The organism is Cellulophaga omnivescoria, from assembly GCF_027915275.1.
Taxonomy (GTDB): Bacteria; Bacteroidota; Bacteroidia; order Flavobacteriales; family Flavobacteriaceae; genus Cellulophaga; species Cellulophaga omnivescoria.
Genome location: NZ_CP115819.1, coordinates 849599 through 872517, shown reverse-complemented (window position 1 = coordinate 872517; position 22919 = coordinate 849599). Strand labels below are relative to the sequence as shown.

At 32.6% G+C, this 22919-nt stretch carries 19 protein-coding genes; 13 read left to right on the top strand and 6 right to left on the bottom strand.

What is annotated here, in order from left to right:
- Positions 1–110 precede the first annotated feature (110 nt).
- From PBN93_RS03795 to PBN93_RS03755, 9 genes are all read left to right on the top strand, one after another.
- Positions 111–872 carry a hypothetical protein gene (locus PBN93_RS03795; RefSeq protein ID WP_271081469.1) on the top strand — a complete coding sequence of 254 codons (762 nt, stop codon included), beginning with the start codon at positions 111–113 and terminating at the stop codon, positions 870–872.
- A 63-nt stretch (positions 873–935) separates the two neighbouring features.
- On the top strand, positions 936–2168 hold the full coding sequence (locus tag PBN93_RS03790; RefSeq protein WP_271081468.1) for an LVIVD repeat-containing protein: 1233 nt from the start codon (positions 936–938) through the stop codon (positions 2166–2168).
- Between the two features lie 118 nt (positions 2169–2286).
- Positions 2287–4803 (top strand): type I DNA topoisomerase, encoded by a 2517-nt coding sequence (topA, locus tag PBN93_RS03785; protein ID WP_271081467.1) that lies wholly within the window; start codon positions 2287–2289, stop codon positions 4801–4803.
- A 6-nt stretch (positions 4804–4809) separates the two neighbouring features.
- Positions 4810–5967, top strand: a complete 1158-nt coding sequence (locus PBN93_RS03780; RefSeq protein ID WP_271081466.1) for a formimidoylglutamase — start codon at positions 4810–4812, stop codon at positions 5965–5967.
- A gap of 114 nt (positions 5968–6081) precedes the next feature.
- Entirely contained in the window at positions 6082–7440 is a 1359-nt protein-coding gene (gene porK, locus PBN93_RS03775) for a T9SS ring complex lipoprotein PorK/GldK (RefSeq protein WP_077398934.1), read from the top strand.
- Between the two features lie 62 nt (positions 7441–7502).
- Positions 7503–8156: a type IX secretion system motor protein PorL/GldL gene (gene porL / locus PBN93_RS03770; RefSeq protein WP_077398932.1), complete on the top strand. Its 654-nt coding sequence runs from the start codon at positions 7503–7505 to the stop codon at positions 8154–8156.
- A gap of 51 nt (positions 8157–8207) precedes the next feature.
- Entirely contained in the window at positions 8208–9767 is a 1560-nt protein-coding gene (porM, locus tag PBN93_RS03765; protein WP_077398930.1) for a type IX secretion system motor protein PorM/GldM, read from the top strand.
- A 78-nt stretch (positions 9768–9845) separates the two neighbouring features.
- Positions 9846–10745, top strand: a complete 900-nt coding sequence (porN, locus tag PBN93_RS03760; RefSeq protein ID WP_034646186.1) for a type IX secretion system ring subunit PorN/GldN — start codon at positions 9846–9848, stop codon at positions 10743–10745.
- 110 nt (positions 10746–10855) lie between these two features.
- A complete protein-coding gene (locus tag PBN93_RS03755) occupies positions 10856–11917 on the top strand; it encodes an NAD(P)/FAD-dependent oxidoreductase (RefSeq protein WP_271081465.1) in 1062 nt (353 codons plus the stop codon).
- Here the strand turns inward: PBN93_RS03755 and PBN93_RS03750 are convergent.
- Positions 11886–12299, bottom strand: coding sequence for a DUF983 domain-containing protein (locus PBN93_RS03750; protein WP_077398926.1), 414 nt, complete (start codon positions 12297–12299; stop codon positions 11886–11888). The two genes, PBN93_RS03755 and PBN93_RS03750, sit on opposite strands and share 32 nt — an antisense overlap.
- 65 nt (positions 12300–12364) lie before the next feature.
- On the opposite strand from PBN93_RS03750, the gene PBN93_RS03745 reads away from it, so the two are divergent.
- Both PBN93_RS03745 and PBN93_RS03740 read left to right on the top strand, forming a co-directional pair.
- The gene (locus PBN93_RS03745) at positions 12365–14275 is read left to right on the top strand and encodes an ABC-F family ATP-binding cassette domain-containing protein (protein ID WP_271081464.1); all 1911 of its coding nucleotides are present in this window, start codon (positions 12365–12367) and stop codon (positions 14273–14275) included.
- A gap of 156 nt (positions 14276–14431) precedes the next feature.
- A complete protein-coding gene (locus PBN93_RS03740; protein WP_077398922.1) occupies positions 14432–15316 on the top strand; it encodes a leucine-rich repeat domain-containing protein in 885 nt (294 codons plus the stop codon).
- 76 nt (positions 15317–15392) lie between these two features.
- On the opposite strand, the gene PBN93_RS03735 is transcribed toward PBN93_RS03740, so the two are convergent.
- From PBN93_RS03735 to nirB, 5 genes are read right to left on the bottom strand one after another with little or no spacing between them, the layout of a single operon-like run.
- The gene (locus tag PBN93_RS03735; RefSeq protein WP_271081463.1) at positions 15393–15755 is read right to left on the bottom strand and encodes a DUF7009 family protein; all 363 of its coding nucleotides are present in this window, start codon (positions 15753–15755) and stop codon (positions 15393–15395) included.
- Between the two features lie 10 nt (positions 15756–15765).
- Positions 15766–17613, bottom strand: coding sequence for a sensor histidine kinase (locus PBN93_RS03730; protein ID WP_077398918.1), 1848 nt, complete (start codon positions 17611–17613; stop codon positions 15766–15768).
- A 26-nt stretch (positions 17614–17639) separates the two neighbouring features.
- Complete coding sequence (locus PBN93_RS03725; protein WP_271081462.1) at positions 17640–18227, bottom strand: DUF4202 domain-containing protein; 588 nt, start codon at positions 18225–18227, stop codon at positions 17640–17642.
- Positions 18228–18251: 24 nt separating this feature from the next.
- Positions 18252–18632 (bottom strand): nitrite reductase small subunit NirD, encoded by a 381-nt coding sequence (gene nirD / locus PBN93_RS03720; RefSeq protein WP_408612206.1) that lies wholly within the window; start codon positions 18630–18632, stop codon positions 18252–18254.
- Between the two features lie 30 nt (positions 18633–18662).
- On the bottom strand, positions 18663–21176 hold the full coding sequence (gene nirB / locus PBN93_RS03715; protein WP_271081461.1) for a nitrite reductase large subunit NirB: 2514 nt from the start codon (positions 21174–21176) through the stop codon (positions 18663–18665).
- Positions 21177–21304: 128 nt separating this feature from the next.
- Between nirB and cobA the strand changes: the two genes are divergently transcribed.
- Both cobA and PBN93_RS03705 read left to right on the top strand, forming a co-directional pair.
- Positions 21305–22078, top strand: a complete 774-nt coding sequence (cobA, locus tag PBN93_RS03710; RefSeq protein WP_271081460.1) for a uroporphyrinogen-III C-methyltransferase — start codon at positions 21305–21307, stop codon at positions 22076–22078.
- Positions 22079–22135: 57 nt separating this feature from the next.
- The gene (locus PBN93_RS03705; RefSeq protein ID WP_271081459.1) at positions 22136–22861 is read left to right on the top strand and encodes a Crp/Fnr family transcriptional regulator; all 726 of its coding nucleotides are present in this window, start codon (positions 22136–22138) and stop codon (positions 22859–22861) included.
- Positions 22862–22919: the final 58 nt, after the last annotated feature.

Here is a 22919-nt window from a genome sequence, read left to right as displayed (position 1 = left end):
AGATAGTACTAAATATAAAAAAGTGACAATTTGACAGTTAAATTTAATAGTTTTTTAGTGGTAAAATCCCAGTTAAGTTTATTTTTGCTTTTATAATACAAATTAAAGAGATGAATTTTTACGACGTAGAGGGGAAAATAAATACAAAACCTGCATTAGATTTTGGTGATATTTTTAATAAAAGTATGGAACTGTTTAAAGTGGTTTGGTTGCCGGGGTTTGTTACGGTACTGTTTACTACGTTGCTAACATTATTGCTTGTTTTAGTTATGTACACGCCTTTAATAGCACTTGGTATTTTTAATGCAGAAGCATTTGAAAGACAAGAGCCGCCTATTATTTATACTTTTTTTTCAATGGTTTTAATGCCAATTATAATGATGTGTATTTTTGCTGTTAACCTGTTATTAATGGCTGGCTTCTATAGAATATGCAGGGCTAAAGATGTACAACTAAACACAGATGGTCATTTTTACTACTTTAAAAAACATCATATGATTAAAGCTTTTATTTTAGCTTCTATAACTATTGGTTTAGCTATAGTAGGTATGCTTACTTGTGGTGTAGGTTTAATTTATTTAGGTGTGCCATTGGCTTTATTTCCTGTTTTTTTAGCTTTTGAAGAAGAATTGTCTGCCCTAGAAATAGTAAAGGCAAGTTTTGCTTTAGGAAATAAAAATTGGTTTGTGCTTTTTGGAGTGACCTTTGTAATGGGGGTAATAGCACAACTTGGTGTAATACTGTGTGTAGTAGGAGTTTTGTTTACGGCAATGCTAGCAAGAATTCCTATTTATTATGCATATAAAAATGGAGTTGGTTTTGCAGATGAAACAGAAGATAGGTTAAAAGCGCTTGCTTCATCTAATTTGTAAGTAATTGCGCAACCTTTGCGTTTGTTCTGTATCTATTTTGTAACAACCAAAAAAGATATAAGAATGAAAAAGCATTTCTTTTTATTACTAAGCCTTGTAAGTGTATTTTGTAGTTGTACAGATCACGAAGATGATGGTAAATATGCAAATTTTTTAGTGGCTAAGCCATTAAAAATTAGCTTGTCTGAGTTTGAAGACAGCGGCGATATTATTGCCCCTAAACCTATGGAAGAATCTGGTAAAATATATGCCTATAACAACTATATTTTTGTGAACGATAAATACAAAGGTGTACACGTAATAGATAATAAAAATCCAGAAAACCCTATAAAAATTGCCTTTATAAAAATAGCAGGTAATGTAGATATTTCAGTAAAAGACAACTATTTGTACGCCGATAGTCTAAGAGATTTACTGGTTTTTAATATAGCTAATAAAGATAATATTAAACTTGTAAATAGATTAGAAAATGTGCTGCAGGACAATATTATTTGGCCTATGGCCGATATTTATGAGTGGGAAAATGCAACTACAGAAGATGAGGTTTTAGTAGGCTGGGAAGTGGTTACAGAACGTAGGTTAAAAGAAGAGGTGCAATTAATGTTTGAAGATGTAGCATTAAACAACACAGCAGACGCTCGCAATACGGGTCAAGGAGGTTCATTGGCACGTTTTAAAATTGTAGAAGATTATTTATATGCAGTAGATAACCACAATATTAATGTATTTAATATTCAAAATTTAGAAAACCCTTTAGACTTAGATGATGTATATGCTGGTTTTGATATAGAAACTATTTTTAATAGAGATAATCATTTATTTTTAGGAAGCAAAAGTGGTATGTATATATATGATATTACAAATCCACAAACACCAACGTTTGTCTCAGAATTTCAGCACGGTACAGCTTGTGATCCTGTTGTTGTAGACGGAGATTATGCATATGTAACTTTACGCGGTGGTAATAACTGCGGGGCAACAGAAAGTGGTTTGTACATAGTAGATATAAGTACTATTACAGATCCGGTTTTAACAAAGCAATACCCTTTAGACGGCCCTTATGGGTTGGGAATAAAAGGTAATACTTTATTTATTTGCGATGGAGAATCTGGTTTAAAAGTTTATGATAAAACAGATGTAGACAAGCTAAAAGAAATTAATCATTTTAAAGATATAGTTGCTTTTGATGTAATACCTAAAGAAAATAACTTGTTAATGGTAGGAGATAATATTCTGTATCAATACAAATATTTAGAAAATAATATAAGCTTGTTAAGTAGCTTAAATCTAGATTAATTTAATACAAAAACAGACAAAAGATCGCTAATTTATGCGGTCTTTTTTTGTTGGTTTCTACCTTATAACGTATTAAATAAAAAAATTGCTATACTTTTGTACAACCAAAAACCAAAAAATGGCGAAGAATTTAGTAATTGTAGAGTCACCTGCAAAAGCAAAAACAATAGAGAAATTTTTAGGAAAAGATTACAAGGTAGAGTCTAGCTTTGGACACATTGCGGATTTACCGTCTAAAGAGTTAGGAGTAGACGTAGAAAACGATTTTACCCCTAAGTATGTTGTAGACAGTGAAAAGAAAAAACTTGTAAAAAAACTTAAAGATTTAGCAGACAAAGCAGAAGTTATTTGGCTTGCAAGTGATGAGGATCGTGAGGGAGAAGCTATTTCATGGCATTTGGCAGAAGAATTAAAACTAGATAAAAATAAAACAAGAAGAATTGTTTTTAACTCTATTACTAAGTCTGCAATACAAAAGGCAATAGAAAACCCAAGAGAAATAAATTATAACTTGGTAAATGCACAGCAGGCACGTAGAGTTTTAGATAGGTTGGTTGGTTACGAATTATCTCCGGTGCTTTGGAAAAAAATTAAACCAGGACTTTCTGCAGGTCGTGTGCAGTCTGTAGCGGTAAGGTTAATTGTAGAAAGAGAAAGAGCAATAGAAGCTTTTACGCCAGAGGCTTCATTTAAAGTAGTTGCAGAGTTTAAAACAGAATCTGGTAGTAGTTTTTCTGCAAAAATTAATAAAACATTTTCTAGTAAAAAGGCAGCACAAGATTTTTTAAATAAAAATATTGGCGCTAATTTTTCTATAGCAAACTTAGATAAAAAACCAGCTAAAAAATCTCCTGCAGCGCCATTTACAACATCAACCTTACAACAAGAGGCTGCACGTAAATTGTATTTTTCTGTAGGTAGAACAATGCAAGTTGCACAACGTTTATATGAGGCAGGTTTAATAACCTATATGAGAACAGATAGCGTAAACCTATCTAAAGAAGCTTTAGATGCAGCAAAAGAAGCAATCATAGAAAACTACGGTAAAGAATATAGTGAGGTTCGTAATTATGTAGGTAAAACCAAAGGTGCACAAGAAGCGCATGAGGCGGTTAGGCCAACAGATATGAAAAGGCAATCTCCTTCATTAGAAAGAGACCAAGCAAGACTTTATGAGCTTATTTGGAAACGTACTTTAGCTTCACAAATGAGTGATGCGCAATTAGAGAGAACTAATGTAAAAATACAGGCAGATAAACATAAAGAAGAATTTACTGCTAATGGAGAGGTTATTAAGTTTGATGGTTTTTTAAAGGTATATTTAGAGGGCCATGATGATGAAGAAACAGAGGAGCAAGAAGGTATGTTACCAGCAATGAAAGTTGGAGAAACATTACTTAACAACTACATTACAGCAACAGAACGTTTTTCTAGAGCGCCGTACAGATTTACAGAAGCATCTTTAGTTAAAAAACTAGAAGAATTAGGTATAGGAAGACCGTCTACTTATGCCCCAACAATTTCTACAATACAAAACAGAGGCTATGTAGAAAAAGGAACTATAGAAGGTGTAGAGCGTAAGTATACACAATTGGTGTTAGAGGCCAATAATGTACAAGAAAAGAACTTAACAGAAACGGTTGGATCTGATAAAGGTAAAATGGTGCCTACAGATATAGGAATGATTGTAACCGACTTTTTGGTAAATCATTTTGAAACCATTTTAGATTATAATTTTACAGCTAAAGTAGAAGAAGATTTTGATGAAATTGCAACAGGAGATGAAGACTGGGGTAAAGTAATGAAAGACTTCTACAAAGATTTTCATCCTAAGGTAGAAGATGTAGAGCAAAATGCAGATAGAGCAAGTGGTGAACGTATTTTAGGTACAGACCCAAAAACAGGTAGGCAAGTTTCTGTGCGTTTAGGTAGGTTTGGACCAATGGTGCAAATAGGTACTGCAGAGGAAGAAGAAAAACCACAATTTGCTAGTTTATTACCAGAGCACTCTTTAGGTACAATTACTTTTGATGAAGCAATGGAGCTTTTTAAACTGCCAAAAGATTTAGGTACGTATGAAGGAGAAGAAGTATCTGCAAACGTTGGTAGGTTTGGTCCTTACGTAAAATTTGGTAAAAAGTTTATCTCTATGGAAAAAGGAGAAAGTGCTTTAGATATTACCAAAGAAAGAGCAATAGAATTAATTAAAGAAAAACAAAAGGCAGATTCACCAATAGCTTCTTATGAAGATATGGAGGTTACTAAAGGTGTAGGGCGTTTTGGTCCGTTTATAAAGTGGAACGGGATGTTTATTAACGTAAATAAAAAATACGATTTTGATACACTTTCTTATGAGGATATTGTAGAACTTATTGAAGCTAAAAAGCAAAAAGAAATAGATAAGCTAATACAAGAATGGCCAGAAGAAGGTATACGTATAGAAAAAGCAAGGTGGGGTAGACACAATGTTCTTAAGGGTAAAATAAAAGTAGAATTGGCTAAAACAGTAGATGCTACTAAAATTACTTTAGAAGAAGCTAAAGCAATGATAGAAAAGAAAACCCCAAAGAAAAAAACCAAGGCAAAAGCAAAACCTAAGGCAAAAGCAAAAGCAAAACCAAAGACTAAGAAGTAAAAATATATGGCGTTCGATTTTTTGACTCCAGTGGCAGATAAAGTAATAGCTCATTGTGAGCTATTACCGTCGCAAGCATTAGGTAAAAAAATATACAAACACACAAAAAAAGACGGATTGCCAGTTTTGGCAATGGCATCTATAGCAATAATAGGTGTTAATGAAGCCAGAAATGCTTTTGAGAAAAAAGCAGAAGCACTAGATTTATCTAGTGTTAGATTAGAACTTTACAAACTAATGGTAGGCAATTGGAACGCTACCATTATAGATCTTGGAGATGTAGAACCAGGAGAAAAGGTAAGCGATACTTATTTTGTGGTAAAAGAAGTTGTTGCTGGTTTAATAGAAGAAAACATTGTGCCAATAGTAATTGGCCCTACACAAGACTTAACATACCCCTGTTACAGAGCTTTTGATGGACTCCGGAATATGATTAACCTAGTAAATATAGATAGTAGGTTTGATTTTGGAGATCATGAAGAGCTTATCTCTTCTCATTCCTATATGAGTAAAATTATAACAGATAAGCCAAATAACTTATTTAATTTTTCAAATATTGGCTACCAAAGCTATTTTAACTCTCAAGAAGAAATAGATTTAATGGAGCGTCTTTTTTTTGATGCATATCGTTTAGGGGAGGTAACTTCAGATATTACCTTGGTAGAGCCAATTCTACGAAATGCACATATTGTTAGTTTAGATGCACGAGCTGTGCGCGCAAGCGAAATGGGAATGTTAAATAATTTTTCTCCAAACGGATTTACAGGAAGAGAAATTTGTGCCATTGCAAGATATGCAGGTATAAGTGAAAAACTAGCTGTGTTTGGGGTTTTTGAAAGTGAAAATTCTAATCAGTCTTTTCAGTTAGTAGCCCAGATAATATGGTATTTTATAGAGGGTTTTAACTTTAGAGTACAAGAGTTGCCATACTTAAATAAAGAAGCATTTACAAAGTATATAGTTCCATCAGACTTAGAGGAACTTGTTTTTTATAAAAGTAATTTAACAGAAAGATGGTGGGTAGAAGTACCATCAATTTTAAATTCATATAATAAAAACGAAATGCCTGCGTTATTACCCTGCACCAAGGCGGATTATGTTGAGGCTACCAACCAAAACATTCCAGAAAGGTGGTTTAAGGCATTTAAAAAAGGCCTCAATTAAAAAAATTACAAAATAACGTGTCTTAATACAATATTTCGTTTAAAACGCTGTTTTAATGTTTGAATATATATGTTTAAGAACTAAATATCTTAAATCGAAATTTAACCTATAATTATGAAGAAACTATTGTTAATGTCCATGGGATTTGTTCTTTTACTTGGCAGTTGTGGTAAGTCAGGAACAAAAGGAGAATTGGTAGGAGCCCAAGGAAAAAAATGGTATCCGGAGAAACCTTATGGTATGGAATTGATCCCAAGAGGATCTTTTATCATGGGTAAAACAGAAGAAGACCAAGCGCAGGTTTTAAATGCGCCAACTAAAACTGTTACAGTAACTTCTTTTTATATGGATGATACTGAAATAACAAATAGTGAGTATCGTCAGTTTGTAGAATGGGTTAAAGATTCTATTACAAGAACAAAATTGGCAATATTAGCAGATGAGTTAGGCTTAAGTCCAGAAGATGGTGGTATTGGAGATTATGCATTTAAAGATGCAGATACAACTAAAATGTCTGAGTACGATAAGTATATGATGGATAACTACGGAGGTGGTGGTCCATTAGGTTATGAAGGTAGAGCTCTAAATAAGGACGAAAAACTTATTTGGGACACGTCTGAATTTCCAGATGAGTACTATGTAGAGGTAATGGATAAATTATACATACCTGAAGAAGAAGCATACAACGGCCAACGTACTATAGATGTTACACAACTTATATATAAGTATAGTTGGATGGATATTGACGCAGCTGCAAGATCTAAAACTGGAAGCAGAAAAGATTTTATAAAGCAGACTGAGTTACCAATATACCCAGATACAACTGTATGGATTAAAGATTTTGAATACTCTTACAACGAGCCAATGCACAACGACTATTTTTGGCATGATGCATATAGCGAATATCCTGTAGTAGGTGTTACTTGGGACCAAGCAACAGCTTTTTGTAACTGGAGAACAAAATTAAAGAACGACGACCAAAAAAGTAGAGGTAAACAACCAGTTAACAAATTTAGATTACCTACAGAAGCAGAGTGGGAGTACGCTGCAAGAGGTGGTATTGAAGGTGGTATGTACCCATGGGGTGGTCCTTATGTAATTAGTGACACAGGTTGCTACATGGCAAACTTTAAGCCACAAAGAGGAGATTACGCTGCAGATGCAGCATTGTATACAGTAGAGGCTAAATCTTATGAGCCTAACGACTTTAACTTGTATAATATGGCTGGTAACGTGTCTGAATGGACAAGCTCTAGCTACGACCCAAGTACTTATGATTTTGTTTCTACAATGAATCCTAACGGAGGAGATAGTGGAAACGCAAGAAGAGTAATACGTGGTGGTTCTTGGAAAGATGTTGCATACTTCTTACAAGTGTCTACAAGAGATTATGAATACAGAGATTCTGCCCGTAGTTATATTGGCTTTAGAACTGTACAAGATTACATGGGAGAAGAAGATTCTACCAATTAATAACCGAATAAATTTAACCTTAAATACTTATAATTAATAAACCCAAATTAAAATTAGAAATTATGGCACAGTCAAAATCAACAAAGAAATTATTTAATATGGCCTATGGCCTTGGAGCATCTGTAGTAATTATAGGAGCATTGTTTAAAATTCTTCACTGGGAGTTAGGTCCATTAAACGGTGGTGTATTATTAGCAATTGGTCTTATTACAGAGGCACTTATTTTTGCCATTAGTGCATTTGAGCCAATTGAAGACGAATTAGATTGGTCTTTAGTTTACCCAGAATTAGCAGGTGGTGAAGGATCAGCAAGAAAGAAAAACGAAACTTTAGAAGTAAAAGAAACAGAAGCATCTTTATCTAAAAAATTAGACGAAATGTTAAAAGAAGCTGGTGTTGATGCAGAATTAATGGGAAGTCTTGGTAACAGCATTAAAAACTTTGAAGGTGCTGCTAAAGGAATTGCTCCTACTGTAGATGCAATGGAATCTACTAGAAAATATTCTGAAGAAATGGTACAAGCCGCTTCACAAATGGAATCTTTAAACAGCTTATATAAAGTACAATTAGAAAGTGCTAGCAGACAAGCTTCAATTAATGAAGAAGTAGTACAAAACTCTTCAGCATTAAAAGATCAAATGGAATCTTTAGCTACTAACTTATCTTCTTTAAACGGAGTGTACGGTGGTATGTTATCAGCAATGAGTAAAAACTAATTAGTTAATACTTAACCCCAAATCAATTATTAACTAAAATTAGTAGAAAACATGGCAGGAGGAAAACAGTCACCACGTCAGAGAATGGTAAACTTAATGTACTTAGTGTTCATTTGTATGCTGGCGTTAAATATGAGTAAAGAAGTTCTAGCTGCATTCGGCTTAATGAATGTAAAGATGGAAGCTTCTAACAAAAAAACAGCAGAAAATAACGTAGCTTTTTTAGAAGGTCTTGGAACAAAGGCTGAGGAAAACGCAGCAAAATATGCTGAAGATTACAAAAAAGCACAAAAAGTACAAGCAATATCTCAAGAGTATTACGACTATTTAGAAGGTCTTAAGAAAGAGATGACTAAGAACGTTGAGGATCCTACAGATTACCAAGTTATGGATAAGTCTGATTATTTAGATCAAAAATTCTTTAGCGGAGAAAATTTAGCTCCAGGTGGTAAAGAGTTTATGAAAAGAATTAAAGACTACCGTGAGCAAGTATCTAGCCTTGTGCCAGATAAAATTAAAGGATCAGTACAAGCTAGATTTGAAACTGGTGATGCTAATGGTAAAGTAGAGAAGAAAGATAAAACCAAGCAAGATTGGATTAACTATCACTATGAAGGTTTTCCTTTAATAGCTTCTTTAACTAAAATTACAGCTTTACAGTCTGATATTAAAGCAACTGAAGAAGACGCTTTAAAAGCAATGTTAGAAGGTAACTTAACAGATCAAGTTTCTTTAAAGAAATTTAAAACATCACTTTTTGGATCTAAATCTGCATTTTATGCAGGAGAAAAGTATGATGGTAAAATTATAATTAGCAAAACTGATGATTCTTCTACTCCAGTAAGAGCAGAATTAACATTAGATGGTAGAAAATTAAAAGAAGGTACAGATTATCAGCTAGAGGCTGGAGGTGTAAAAATGTTAATTGGTGCTGGTAACCCAGGTGATCACGAAATAGCAGGTACACTTTTCTTTAAGCAAGATGGTGAAGAGGTTCCTGTAGAAGTTAAAAATTCTTTTGCAACTATATCTAAGCCAAGCGCAGCATTAATTGCAGCTGATAAAATGAACGTTGTTTACCGTGGTGTTGCTAACCCAATGACAATTTCTATACCTGGTATACCAAACAATAAAGTAAGAGCTTCTGCTCCTGGTTTAAAGTCTGTAAGTGGTAGCAAGTATGTTATGACTCCTGGTTCTGGTAGAACAGTAACAATTAAAGCTTCTGGTACATTACCAGATGGTAAACCGGTTAGTTCTTCTTCAGAATTTAGAATTAAAGATATACCAAGCCCAACAGGTTCTATTAGAGGAGAAACTGGTAGCGTTAAAATGCCTCGTAAAAACTTAGAAGTTTCTACAATTGGTGCAATATTAGAAGATTTTGATTTTGATTTAAATATTGGTGTAAGCGGCTTTAGCTTTAAAGTTCCAGGGCAACCAACAATAAGAGTTAATGGTAGAAAATTAGACAGTAGAGCTAAGTCTGCATTAAAAAGAGCAAAAAGAGGTGATATGGTTCAGATATTTAATATCCAAGCTTATATTACAAATAACAAGAGTTACAGATTAAAGAAAGTTTCTAGTGTACTTGTAGAAATTACAAACTAGAATAAATGAAACTAATTGGTAAGTTGCTATTGCAAAATGGCAACTTACTTATAGCTTCAAAACAAAATTATTTAAATGATGAATTGGAAAAACATTTTAGTAGTAGGATTTTTAGCAGTGTCTTCAATATCTGCTATGGCGCAATCAAACGTATTGAATGCAAAAAAGCCAGAAGAAATAGGTGTAAAAACTGAGGCACAAATTAAAAAAGATAATGACGGACCTTTAAAATATGGTTACGTAGACGACAGAGATGTTTTATGGTCTACAACTGTATGGGAAGTTATAGATTTAGATGAGCGTGTAAACTTTCCGTTATACTACCCTATAGATACAATTGATATAGGAAAGAACAGAAGATCTTTATACCACGTTTTAATGAAAGCTATTAAAAGCGGAGAATTAGAAGTTTATGCAGATTCTTACTTTACTGAAAAAAGAAAGTTAGAAGATTTAAAAGCTTCTATGCAAAAAGTAGATACAACAGATTACGGTTATGACCAGTACAATGCTGGTGAAGAAGTATCTGAAGAATACATTAATAAAAGAGATCTTGTAGCTGCAGATTTAGAAGAGTACCTAATTAAAGGAATGTGGTATTTTGATAAAAGACAAGGTGAATTAAAATACCGTTTATTAGGTATAGCACCAGTTGCACCAGATGTTAACTTTATAGATGATGAGTCTGTAGATATAGATGGTAATAAAATTCCTTTATTTTGGGTTTGGTACCCAGATGCCAGAGAAATATTACATAAAGCAAAAGTCTTTAACCAACGTAATTCTGCTAGTCCAATTTCTTTTGATATGTTGCTAAATTCAAGAAGATTTCACGCAACAATTTACAAAGAAGAAAATGTACACGGTGATCGTAAAATTAAAGATTATATTTCAGACAACGCATTGTTCCAGTTACTAGAGGCCAAAAGAATTAAAGAGGTTATTAGAGACAGAGAGCAAGATATGTGGAGCTATTAATAAATTGCTTTAGAATTCCAATTCAAAAAAAATAAGCAAACTCCCTAGAATATTTATTCTAGGGAGTTTTTTTGTGCTTTAAATTAAGCTACTTTATCTACTTTTGTTTTATGGTAAATTATTTAGTTGTAGGTCTTGGTTTGGCAGGTATCTCTTTTTGTGAAACACTAGCACAAAACAATAAAACGTTTAAGGTAATTGCAGACAACTCACAAACATCTTCTGTAGTGGCTGGCGGTTTATACAATCCCGTGATATTAAAACGCTTTACATTGGCTTGGAATGCTAAACAACAATTAGATATTGCTTTGCCATTTTACAAAGCATTAGAAAAAAAGTTACAAGTACAGCTAGATTATAAAATACCTGTAATACGTAGATTTGCATCTGTAGAAGAACAAAATATGTGGTTTGAAGCTATGGACAAACCTAGTCTTAGTTATTTTTTATCACCTAAAATTATTCAAAATAAAAATGCTAATATAGATGCTAATTTTGGCTACGGAGAGGTTTTACACACAGGAAGAATAGATACTAAAGAGCTTTTATTTACCTATAAAAATTACCTAATTTCTAAAAATGCTTTGCTGCAAGAAACCTTTAGTTTTAATGAGCTAACAATTGAAGATGACTGTATAAACTACAAAGGCATAAAAGCAGAAAAAATAATTTTTGCAACTGGTTTTGGGCTAAAAAACAATCCATATTTTAATTATTTACCTTTAAATGGAACCAAAGGCGAGCTGTTAACTATAAAAGCACCAGATTTAAAGGAAGAAAGCGTTATTAAGTCATCTGTATTTATTATTCCAATGGGTAATAGTTTGTACAGAGTTGGCGCCACTTATAATAGAGATGATAAAACTAATAACACCTCAAAAGCAGCAAAAGAAGAATTGCTAACCAAACTTACTACCTTTTTAAAGTGTAATTATGAGGTGGTAGACCATAAGGCAGGTGTAAGGCCAACGGTTGCAGATCGTAAACCACTTGTTGGGGAGCATCCTAAGTATAAAAATATTTTTGTATTAAATGGCTTTGGCTCTAGAGGAGTAATGGCTGGGCCGTATGCCGCACAACAATTATATAATTTTATAGAAAATAACCAACCACTTACTCCCGAAATAGACTGTAAACGCTTTATAAAGAGGTATTTTGCTTCTGTTTCTTAAAATTAGCAATTGCATTTTTATCGTAATGTACAAACATATTAATCCAAATATTACGAGATAGCCTCATAATTATTGGCATAAACCCAATTAAGGTGCCAACTATGCAAATAAAACTTACTAAAAGACTTGTTTTAATAAATAAATACGAAATAAAAAAAGCAGCAACAGCAAACGCAATACCAACACCATAACTAACATACATTGCTCCGTAAAAAAAAGAAGGCTCCATTTGGTATTTAGTATTACAATGAGAACAACGCTCGTGCATATCGTAAACATTAGCCAAATGATACGGATTTTTATCCTTATACATACTCTCAGAATGACATTTAGGACAAGTTCCTGTTAAAATACTGCCAAGTTTGTTTCCTTTTTTTAACATTTGCAAAAAGTTTTTACAAAAATACTATATTCTATAATTTTCATCTGTAACATTAGTCACAATTTATGCTTAATATTCACAATTTATCTGTCTCTTTTGGAGGAGAGTTTTTATTCGAAGAAATTTCTTTTAGACTAAATCCTGGAAACCGTGTTGGGTTAATAGGAAAAAATGGAGCAGGTAAATCTACACTGTTAAAACTACTGTCTAAAGAAATGCCAATAGATAGTGGTACAATAGCCGCAGATAAAGATGTAAAAATTGGTTTTTTAAAACAAGATATAGATTTTGTAGAAGGTAGGTCTGTTCTAGAAGAATCTTACCAAGCATTTGAAGAAATAAAGGCATTAGAGCTAAAGTTAGATGAAATTAATCATCAGTTAGCAGAACGTACAGACTATGAAAGTGAAAGTTATAGTCAACTAATTGTAGACTTAAATGATATAACGCATCATTATGAAATTCTTGGAGGTTACAACTACCAAGGAGAAACTGAAAAAGTTTTACAAGGGCTAGGTTTTAGTAGGACAGATTTTGATAAAAAAACCGAAACATTTTCTGGCGGATGGCGTATGCGTATAGAGTTGGCAAAGCTACTATTACAAACTAATGATGTGTTGCTTTTAGATGAGCCTACAAACCATTTAGATATAGAATCTATTATTTGGTTAGAGCAGTTTTTAAAGGGCTATTCTGGAGCAGTGGTAATTGTATCGCATGATAAAATGTTTTTAGATAACGTTACCAACAGAACTATTGAAATTTCTTTGGGTAGAATTTATGACTACAATAAACCATACTCAGAGTATTTAATACAGCGTAATGAGCTTAAAACACAACAATTAAGCGCACAAAAAAATCAGGAAAAACAAATACAACAAACAGAAAAGCTAATAGAAAAATTTAGAGCAAAAGCATCTAAGGCAACTATGGCGCAATCTTTAATTAAAAAATTAGATAAGATTGATAGGATAGAGGTTGATGAGGATGATAATAGCGTTATGAATTTACGTTTTCCGGTATCTATAACTCCAGGAAAAATTATTGCTGAGATTGAAAATTTATCTAAAAGCTACGGAGATAAACAAGTTTTAAATAATATAGATTTATTAATTGAGCGTGATAGTAAAACTGCCTTTGTAGGGCAAAATGGTCAAGGTAAGTCTACTCTGGCTAAAATTATGGTGGGTGAGTTAGACTATAATGGTCATTTAAAACTTGGGCATAATGTACAAATAGGATATTTTGCGCAAAACCAAGCGGAGTATTTAGATGGTACCAAAACCATTTTAGATACTATGATAGATGCAGCTAATGAAACTAACCGTAGTAAAGTTAGAGATATTTTAGGGTCTTTTTTGTTTAGAGGAGATGATGTAGATAAGTATGTAAGAGTTTTGTCTGGTGGTGAGCGTAACCGTTTAGCGCTAGCTAAAATGTTATTGCAACCACTAAATGTGCTTGTAATGGATGAGCCTACCAACCACTTAGATATAAAATCTAAAAATGTATTAAAACAAGCATTACAAAATTTTGAAGGTACGCTAATACTTGTATCCCATGATAGAGATTTTTTACAAGGCTTAACTAACAAAGTGTATGAGTTTAAAGATCAAAAAATACGCGAGTACCTTGGTGATATAGATTACTACTTAGAGCAACGTAAGGCAGAAAACTTTAGGGCAATTGAGAAAAAAACTAAGGTAAAGCAAGAAGTAAAAAAAGAGGAAAATAAAAAAGTAGACTATAAAGATCAGAAAAAAATAAAGTCTTTAAAAAATAAGCTTAGTAATGTAGAGAGTGAAATTTCTACTTTAGAAAGCGCTATTAAAAAGATAGATGAAAAACTTTTATTGGAGTATGAAGCTACCATAGCTGAACCAGATTTTTTTGATAAATATGAAGCCAAAAAGAAAAAATTAAAACAACTTATGGCTACATGGGAAGATTTAACTCTTAGCCTAGAAGATATGTAAGAAAAACAAGTATTTGTAAGTAGATTTGCTAAACCACAAAAAAAGCGCATTTCACAACAAAAATGAGCTAAGTGCCTGTATTTCATCTAATAATTTTGCCAGTTGTCTATAATTAGCTTCTCTTTGTATCACAATACCAGCAAAACTAGCATACAAATGAAAAAGAATTTTACTTACACAATTTTGGCTTTTGTAGCCATTACGTTGCAGGCGGTTACAGCACAAATTTCTTTAAAAGAGAAAGCGGTGTTAATAGATTTGTACAACGCTACAAATGGTAGTGAATGGACAACTAAATGGGATTTACAAAAACCTGTTTCTACATGGAAAGGTGTTTCAGTAAAAGATAATAGGGTTGTTGGTATAAATTTATTTAGAAACAACTTAGAGGGTACGTTGCCAAAAACAATTTCTAAATTAAAAAGTTTACAAGACTTAAATTTAGCCTTTAATAAAATAAACGGTGTAATACCAGAAACAATTACTAAATTAAAAGAGTTAAAAACGCTTCATTTAGAAATGAATATGTTAACGGGTGAATTACCTACCAAAATAGGTGAGTTAACTAATTTAGAAAACCTAATTTTATTTAACAACCTTATAAAGGGAGAAATTCCTAAAAGTATTGGGAAATTAAAAAACCTAAAGGAGTTTAACGTTTCAAGTAATAAATTAACAGGTATAATACCAGATGAGTTAGGAAGCTTAACCAAATTAGAGAGTTTAGGACTTTTTGAAAACACTTTAGTTGGCTTTGTACCAAGGGAATTAGGTAATTTAGTAGAGCTTAAAGAATTAGTTATAGCTAACAACCAATTAATGGGAGACATTCCTCAGGAATTTGGGCAATTGGTTAACCTTAAAGTATTACAATTACAAAACAATAAATTTAATAGTTTTAAAAGTTTAGACTTTATGCAGTCTAAAGAGATTTTAGTTTTTGATTTTGACGGAAAAAAACCAAGCTTACAGTTTAGAGATTTAAACACAGCTAAAACTGGTGTTGCAGAAACTGAGTTTGAAGAAGATAAAGAAGATTAGTTACTATATTAAGTATTTTAGTTGGTTAGTTAAAAAAGAGTGTCTTATAGGCGCTCTTTTTTCGTTTATAAATATTTTAAGCCTTTGGGTTAGGGTAATTGTCAGATTGGTCTTCTACGGTTTCATCCATACAAACAAAATCTTTTTCTACTAAAATAGAAAGCTCTTTGCCTTGTTTGGTTGTATACGTATTACTAAAACCTACAATAGAGTTAGTATGCCAATCTGTTGTGTAACTGTTGGGCACGTATATAGATATGGTATTATTTTTAAAATCTGTTTCTAAATTGCTTATACCATCTTTGGTTCTTATCTCATAACAAAATAAGGAGGTGTTAAATTCGGTTTGTTGTATAAAATAACCTCTTTTACAAAATGCTTCTACTTCACTTTTAGTAAGTCTATATCTAACAGAATTTTCTCTAATTCGTATTTTCATAATTACAGTTTTATGGTTGTTGCTTAGTGGTTTTTTCGGGTTTGTAATTTATAGTTACTCTTGTTCCTTTACCAGGTGTAGAGTTAATAAAAAGTCTACCGTTAATGTAGCTTATTCGTTCTTTCATATAAAATAAACCCATACCACCTTCGCTATTATTTTTAGGTGTTTTGTTTAAAATAGAATCATCAAAACCATTACCGTCATCATCAATTAAAACGCTTAGTGTATTTTGGTTGTAATTTATACTTAATAAAATATAATTGGCGTTAGCATATTTAATAGCATTGTTTATTGCTTCTTGTGCAACCCTATAAATGTTAGTTTCTGCTAAGGAGCTAAACCTAATGTTTTTTTCTGTTTTGTTTTCAAAAAGTATATTTTTCCCTGTTAGTTTAGAAAGTTCTGTAGTCATTTTTTGCAAGGCAGGAAAAATACCGTGGTCCTTAAGCTCCGGTGGAGTAAGGTTAAATGTAGCTGTGCGTACGCCCTTTATTAAGTCTGTGCAAAGTGATTTTAAATAGGCTATTTTTTCCTTTGTTTTATCTTTGTTCTCTAAATTAATAGATTCAATATTAAACTTAAGAGCTGTTAGCATTTGTCCAATACCATCATGTATATCTTTTGCTATACGTTTGCGCTCTTCTTCTTGCCCTTCAACAATAAGACTGGCTTGTAGTTTTCTCTGCAAAATTTTGTCTTCAAAACTTTGCTTGGTTAGTTGTTCTAGTTTTTGCTGATTTTCTATACGCTCGGTAATATCAGAACATAGAATTAAAATATTTTGCTTTTTTGAAGAATTATGGAGCGGAATTATAGACATATCTAACCAAATGTCTTGCTCTTTCTTTGTTCTTATTTTTATTTCTTCGTTTCTAATATTTTTTCTGTTACTTTTTAAAACCTCTTTTAAATACTGTTGTTGACCTTCATTTGTTGTAAGTATTTCAGATAATGGTTTTGCTAAATCTTGTGTGCTACAACCTAAAAGCTCCTGAAATTTTTTACTTATAAAAACTACACTTTCATTATTTTTAATACTAGCAAACAGTGCAGCATTGTCTATAACAAAGTTAAGCTCTTGCAGTTCTTGTAGGGAGTTTTGTTTTTCTTGGTAAAGCTGTTCTATTTTTAAAGTGTTTTCTTCAGATTCAATTTTACTTTTTAATAGTTTACTTATGGTGTTTCTAATTTGTATAGACAGTGGTCTAAAAATAAATAGGATCTCTAATAAAAGAATTAGTAAAGAAAAGGCTACTAATAAATGCTCTTTTTGCTTTAATTTTTCAAGTTGTGTTTTACTAATACTATCATACTTATTTACAATAGTATCCATTAGGTTTAAAAATATTTTTTCATTTTTTAAAATGATATTTATATTTTCTTTTAAGCCAATAGAATCTTTAAATCCGTCAGTAGTATTATAAACAATAGTGCGTTCTGCAGCCTTAATCATTGCATTGTGATGTGGTGTAATTTTTTGCAGCAACGCTAAAATGGCTTTGTTATCTTCTTTTGGTATACCCATAGAGTCATTACCAAATTGTAGGGCTTTATGAGAAATACGCCATACATCTAATGTTTTTTTTGTGTTTTTTAGAACTGTATCTCTTTCTTTTTTTAGAGTTGCTCTTTGTAATAGTAAAATATCTTTTACTAATTTTTGGCTATATGCCCGTTGTCTGCCAGCTACATTTATAACTCTAGAGTCGTTTAATTGGGAATTTAAATGCATTTGTATTAACACCTGAGAAAACACAATTGAAAAAGCAATAGCTAATAACGCTAGTAAATACCATTTTCTAATTCTTAAAAATGTAGTATTATCTAAAGATTTTTCAAGTTTTTTATGACTCATAAAATGGCCTTATATTAAGCAATTAATTAAGACAATGCTTTGCCTACAAGCTCTAATGATGATTTTGATAGAGGTAGTTTTAATGCCGCATTTTGTCCTTTTTCAGACATTTTTCTCCAAGTTTTTTGTAAAATATCTATTAGTTTTTCTTCGGAATATTTTTTTGCAAAAGGCTCAAAATAAAATTCTAAAAATACCAAGCAAATAACGTCCTCTAATGTTTGTGTTTCTTCATTTTTTTTTAATTGTTTTTTTTCAAGTAAAAAAGCGACTTTTTCAATGGTGTTTTGGTCATATCCAACAGCGGTTAAAATTTCACTTGCTTTTTTAGCGTGATATTTTTTTAAATCTTGCCTCCATTTTAAATAACCTGTTCTGTTTATTTCATAAGAATCTCTTGGTATTTCCCATCTGCAAATATGTTGGCAACGTGCTGTTAGTTGTAACGTTTCTGAGGCATTAGGAGCAAAAGAATTTAATTTGTCTGTCATACGCATAGCGTAAAGCACTTCTTTTGCATATTCTTTACCCTTGTATATTTCCTTGTTTGGGTCTTGCTCGTTAGCTTTATCAAAAAGGTAAAAAGCCTGCTCTAATTTGTTAGTTGTTGCCATTTTTGCTTAGGTTTGTTTTCAAAGCTATTCAGAAAACCCAATATACACAAAACCATCTTCAATTTTTACAGGATATGTTGCAATAGCATCTAAAGTACCATTTATATTTTCTCCTGTTTTTAATGAAAAGGTATTTTTATGTAAGGGGCAAGCCACTTTAGGTGTTCCCATATCTTCGCCAATCATTCCGCGAGAGAGTACCATTTCCATTTTATGCGGACATAAGTTTTGGCAGGCATACCATTTGCCTTCTCTTGTAAAATTAAAAACGGCAATTTGTTTGTTTTTATATTTTACGCAAGCACCACCATTTTTAGGGAACTTACTTGTTTTGGCTGCTTTAAACCACGTAGTTACTTGGTTTAAAGCTGTTGGCGAGTATTCTTTTAAAATTGATGTTATCATCCTTAATATATTTTTAGTTCTGTTTTATGATTACACCCAAGGAGCTGGCATTTTTTGGTCTCTAAGAGCTACAAACTCTATATTTTCATCTTCTTCTGTAGAATTTACAAAATGTGTGTACTTGGCTCTAATTTCAGGAGTTTCTACAGCCTCTTTCCATTCGCATTTGTATGTGTCTACCAAATGTTGCATATCCTTGTCTAACTGATCTACAATGCCTAGGCAATCATTAATAACTACGTCCTTTATGTAATCTATACCACCTTCTAACTTGTCTAGCCAAGCCGCAGTACGCATTAATGGTTGTGCAGTTTGTATATAGTACATTAAAAACCTGTCTACATACGTAATAGCCGTTTTTTTATCTACTTTTTCTGCCAATAAAACAGCGTGCTTAGGAGTTGCGCCACCGTTACCGCATATGTAAATATTCCAGCCGCCCTCTACGGCAATAAAACCAAAATCTTTACCGCGTGCTTCTGCACATTCTCTAATACAACCAGATACGCCACCTTTAAATTTATGAGGAGAACGTATGCCTTTATATCTGTTTTCTATTTCAATGGCAAAACTTACACTTTCATCCATGCCATATCTGCACCAAGTAGATCCTACACAGCTTTTTACGGTACGTAAAGATTTACCATAAGCTTGTCCGGTTTCAAAGCCTTCTGCAATTAACTCTTCCCAAATAAGTGGAAGTTCATGTAGTTTTGCTCCAAACATATCTATACGTTGTCCGCCTGTAATTTTGGTGTATAAATCATATTTTTGAGCAATTCTGCCCATAGCAATCATTTGTTTTGGAGATATTTCTCCGCCAGCAACACGTGGCACAACAGAGTAGGTTCCGTTACGCTGTATGTTAGCTAAATACCTGTCATTAGAGTCCTGTATTGTATCTTGTTTGTTAGCTGTTTCATTAAATATACTTGCAAATAATGACGCCGCTAAAGGCTTACAAACTTCGCAACCATTGCCTTTTCCGTGAGTATCTAAAAGCTCATCATAATCTTTAATATTTTTCATCTTTACAATGTCATATAACTCCTGCCTAGAGTAATCAAAATGCTCACAAATACGTTCTTTAACAACTTTTCCTAAAGACTTTAATGTTTCATTTACCAAGTCTACAACCATAGGTTTACAACCGCCACAACCAGTTGTTGCTTTGGTAGCTTTGGCAACATCTTTTACAGTTTCATTTCCATCATCTTTTACAGAACAACAAACTTGGCCTTTAGTTACGGCTTCACAAGAACAAACAACCGCAGTATCTGGCAGATCCATAGCGCTACCAAAGGAGGCAGTGCCATCTCCGGCAGGTAATATTAATTGAGAAGGATCTGAAGGAATTGGCATACCATTTAAATATATTTGATGTAGCATACTATAATCAGTAGCGTCGCCAACTAAAATTCCGCCAAGTAATTTTTTGCCATCAAGACTTACATTTATTCTTTTGTATAAATGTTGTGTTTTATTTTCAAAAATAACAGAATGACCTTTAGTTGCAGGCATAAACGGATCTCCAAAGCTGGCAACATCTACACCAATTAATTTTAATTTGGTAGACATATCTATACTTTTAGACATAATATTGTTAGTATTACCTATTATTTGGTCTACAGCAACAGTAGCCATCTCATAGCCAGGGGCAACAAGGCCGTATATCATTTGGTTGTACAAGGCAATTTCTCCAATGGCATATATGTTTTCATCAGAAGTTTGCATTTTGTTGTTAACTACTATGCCGCCACGTACCCCTATTTCTAATCCACAAGCTTTTCCTAACTCATCTCTTGGTCTAATGCCAGCAGATATTATTAGCATATCTACATCTAAAACATCATCTTCTCCAAACTCCATTCCGGTAATAACTTTATCTCCTAGTATTTGGTTGGTAGCTTTGCCAAGGTGTATATGTAAACCAATAGATTCTAATTTTAATTGTAGTACTTGGCTGCTTCTACTATCTAATTGTCTTGGCATTAATTTTGGAGCAAACTCAACTATATGAGGTTCTAAGCCCATATCCATAACAGCTTTTCCAGCCTCAAGACCTAATAATCCGCCTCCTAAAACCGCAGCTTTTGCATTAGATTTGGTAGATTTTAATTTAGCAGCATACGCTAGCATCCCTTCTAAATCTTCAATTGTTCGGTAAACAAAAACACCTTCTTTCTCAACCCCTTTAATAGGAGGTACAAATGCAGCTGATCCTGTGGCTAAAACAAGATAATCATAGGTGAAATCTCTATTTTTAGCAGTGGTAATTGTTTTCTCTTGTCGATTAATATCTGCAATGCGTTCGTTGGTGTATAGTTCAATGTTATTTTTTATATACCATTCTGCAGGAGCCATTTCTAATGCCTTTGCATCTTTATTTTCAAAAAACTCACTTAAATGTACACGATCATAAGCGGGTCTTGGCTCGTCTCCAAAAACTAAAATTTTAAAAATATTACTCTCTTTTTTAGCTATAAACTTTTCACAAAACTTATAACTTACCATTCCATTTCCTACTACAATTACGGTTTTCATACGTACGTGATTATGAGATTACAATAACAAAAGTACGTATTATTACGTATATTTTATCTATTTTCATCAAAATAAATACGTAGTTTTGTTGTTGTATTAATAATTTTTCACCTTAATAATTATATATTATGATGCAGTCAAAAAATCCTAAAGTAAGTTTAGTAGGTGCTGGGCCGGGCGGTGTAGACCTTATTACCCTTAGGGGAATTAAGGTTTTGCAGCAAGCTGATGTAATTTTATATGATGCACTAGTAAGTATAGATTTACTTAGTGAAATTGATAATTCTATTCCTAAAATATACGTAGGTAAGCGTTGTGGAAAACATTCTTTATTACAAGGTGACATAAATAAACTTATAGTAGAAAGCGCATATAAATACGGGCACGTAGTACGTTTAAAAGGAGGAGATCCTTTTGTGTTTGGTAGGGCTAGTGAAGAAATAGAATACGTAGAATCTTTTGGTATACCAGTAACTGTTGTTCCTGGGATAAGTAGTGCAATAGCAGTGCCCGCCAGCCAAGGTATACCAGTAACTCGTAGGGGTGTAAGCAGTAGCTTTTGGGTAATGACAGCCACAAAAAAAGATGGATCATTTTCTAATGATTTAATTTTAGCTGCAAAATCTTCTGCAACATTGGTAATACTTATGGGAGTACGTAAGTTTATTAAAATAGCTCAAGAAGTTGCAAAACATAGAAGTAAGTTAACGCCTTTTGCTATAATACAAAACGGTACTTTAGGTAAAGAAACCTGCATAACAGGCACCTTGTCTAGTTGTAATACCGTTAAAAACAATATCAATATTGCCCTTCCTGGTGTAATAGTTATTGGTGATGTAGTAGCAGAGCATCCTTCTTTTTTTGAAGAAGAATTACAAAGAGTGCTTCATTCTAGCCTCTAAGCTAAGTGTATTAAATATCTAGTTTTTACCTCTAATTTTAAATCTAAAATAATTATTATGCCTAATAAGTATACATTTTTAGCTACTTCTTGTAAAAGTTGTATGAATGCAGATTGTTTGGTTAAAAGAAGTGTATTAGCAGAAAGGGATGATTTTTTTTCTGTCTTAAAAACAGAAATTAGTTGTAAAAAAGGGCAGCAGTTTATAATAGAAGGAGCACCGGTTAATGGTCTTTTTTTTATTTTAAAAGGTAAAGTAAAAGTGTATAGAACAGGATTAAACGGTAAAGAACAAATTGTAAGATTTGCTAAAGAAGGAGAAATAATAGGTCACCGTGGTTTTGGAACAGAAGAGTATTACTCTATAGGAGCAATGGCTTTAGAGGATACTATTTTGTGTTATTATTCTAAAGATAGTTTGCAGACTAAATTAAAAAGTAATGCAACATTTACTTATGATATGATGCTTTTTTATGCAAACGAACTTAATAGGAGTGAGGCAAAACTAAAAACCATTTCACAAATGACAGTTAGAGAACGTGTTGTAGACAGCTTGCTTTACATACATAGAAAATTTAAAGATTATAATGGTTTTTTAAACTTGCAACTAAGTAGACGAGAATATGCAGATTATGCTGGTACTACAGAAGAACAAGTAATAAGAGTTTTTTCTGCCCTAAAAAAAGAAAGTTTAATTTTCACGAAGGGAAAAAAAATAGGAATAACTAACATTGCTTTACTTAAAAAAGAAATTTCTGAGCATAATTACTATTTAGATTTATAAAATAAATAGGTAGTATTAAGTAGTAAGTTGCGTATATATACGCAACTTTTTTTATTTG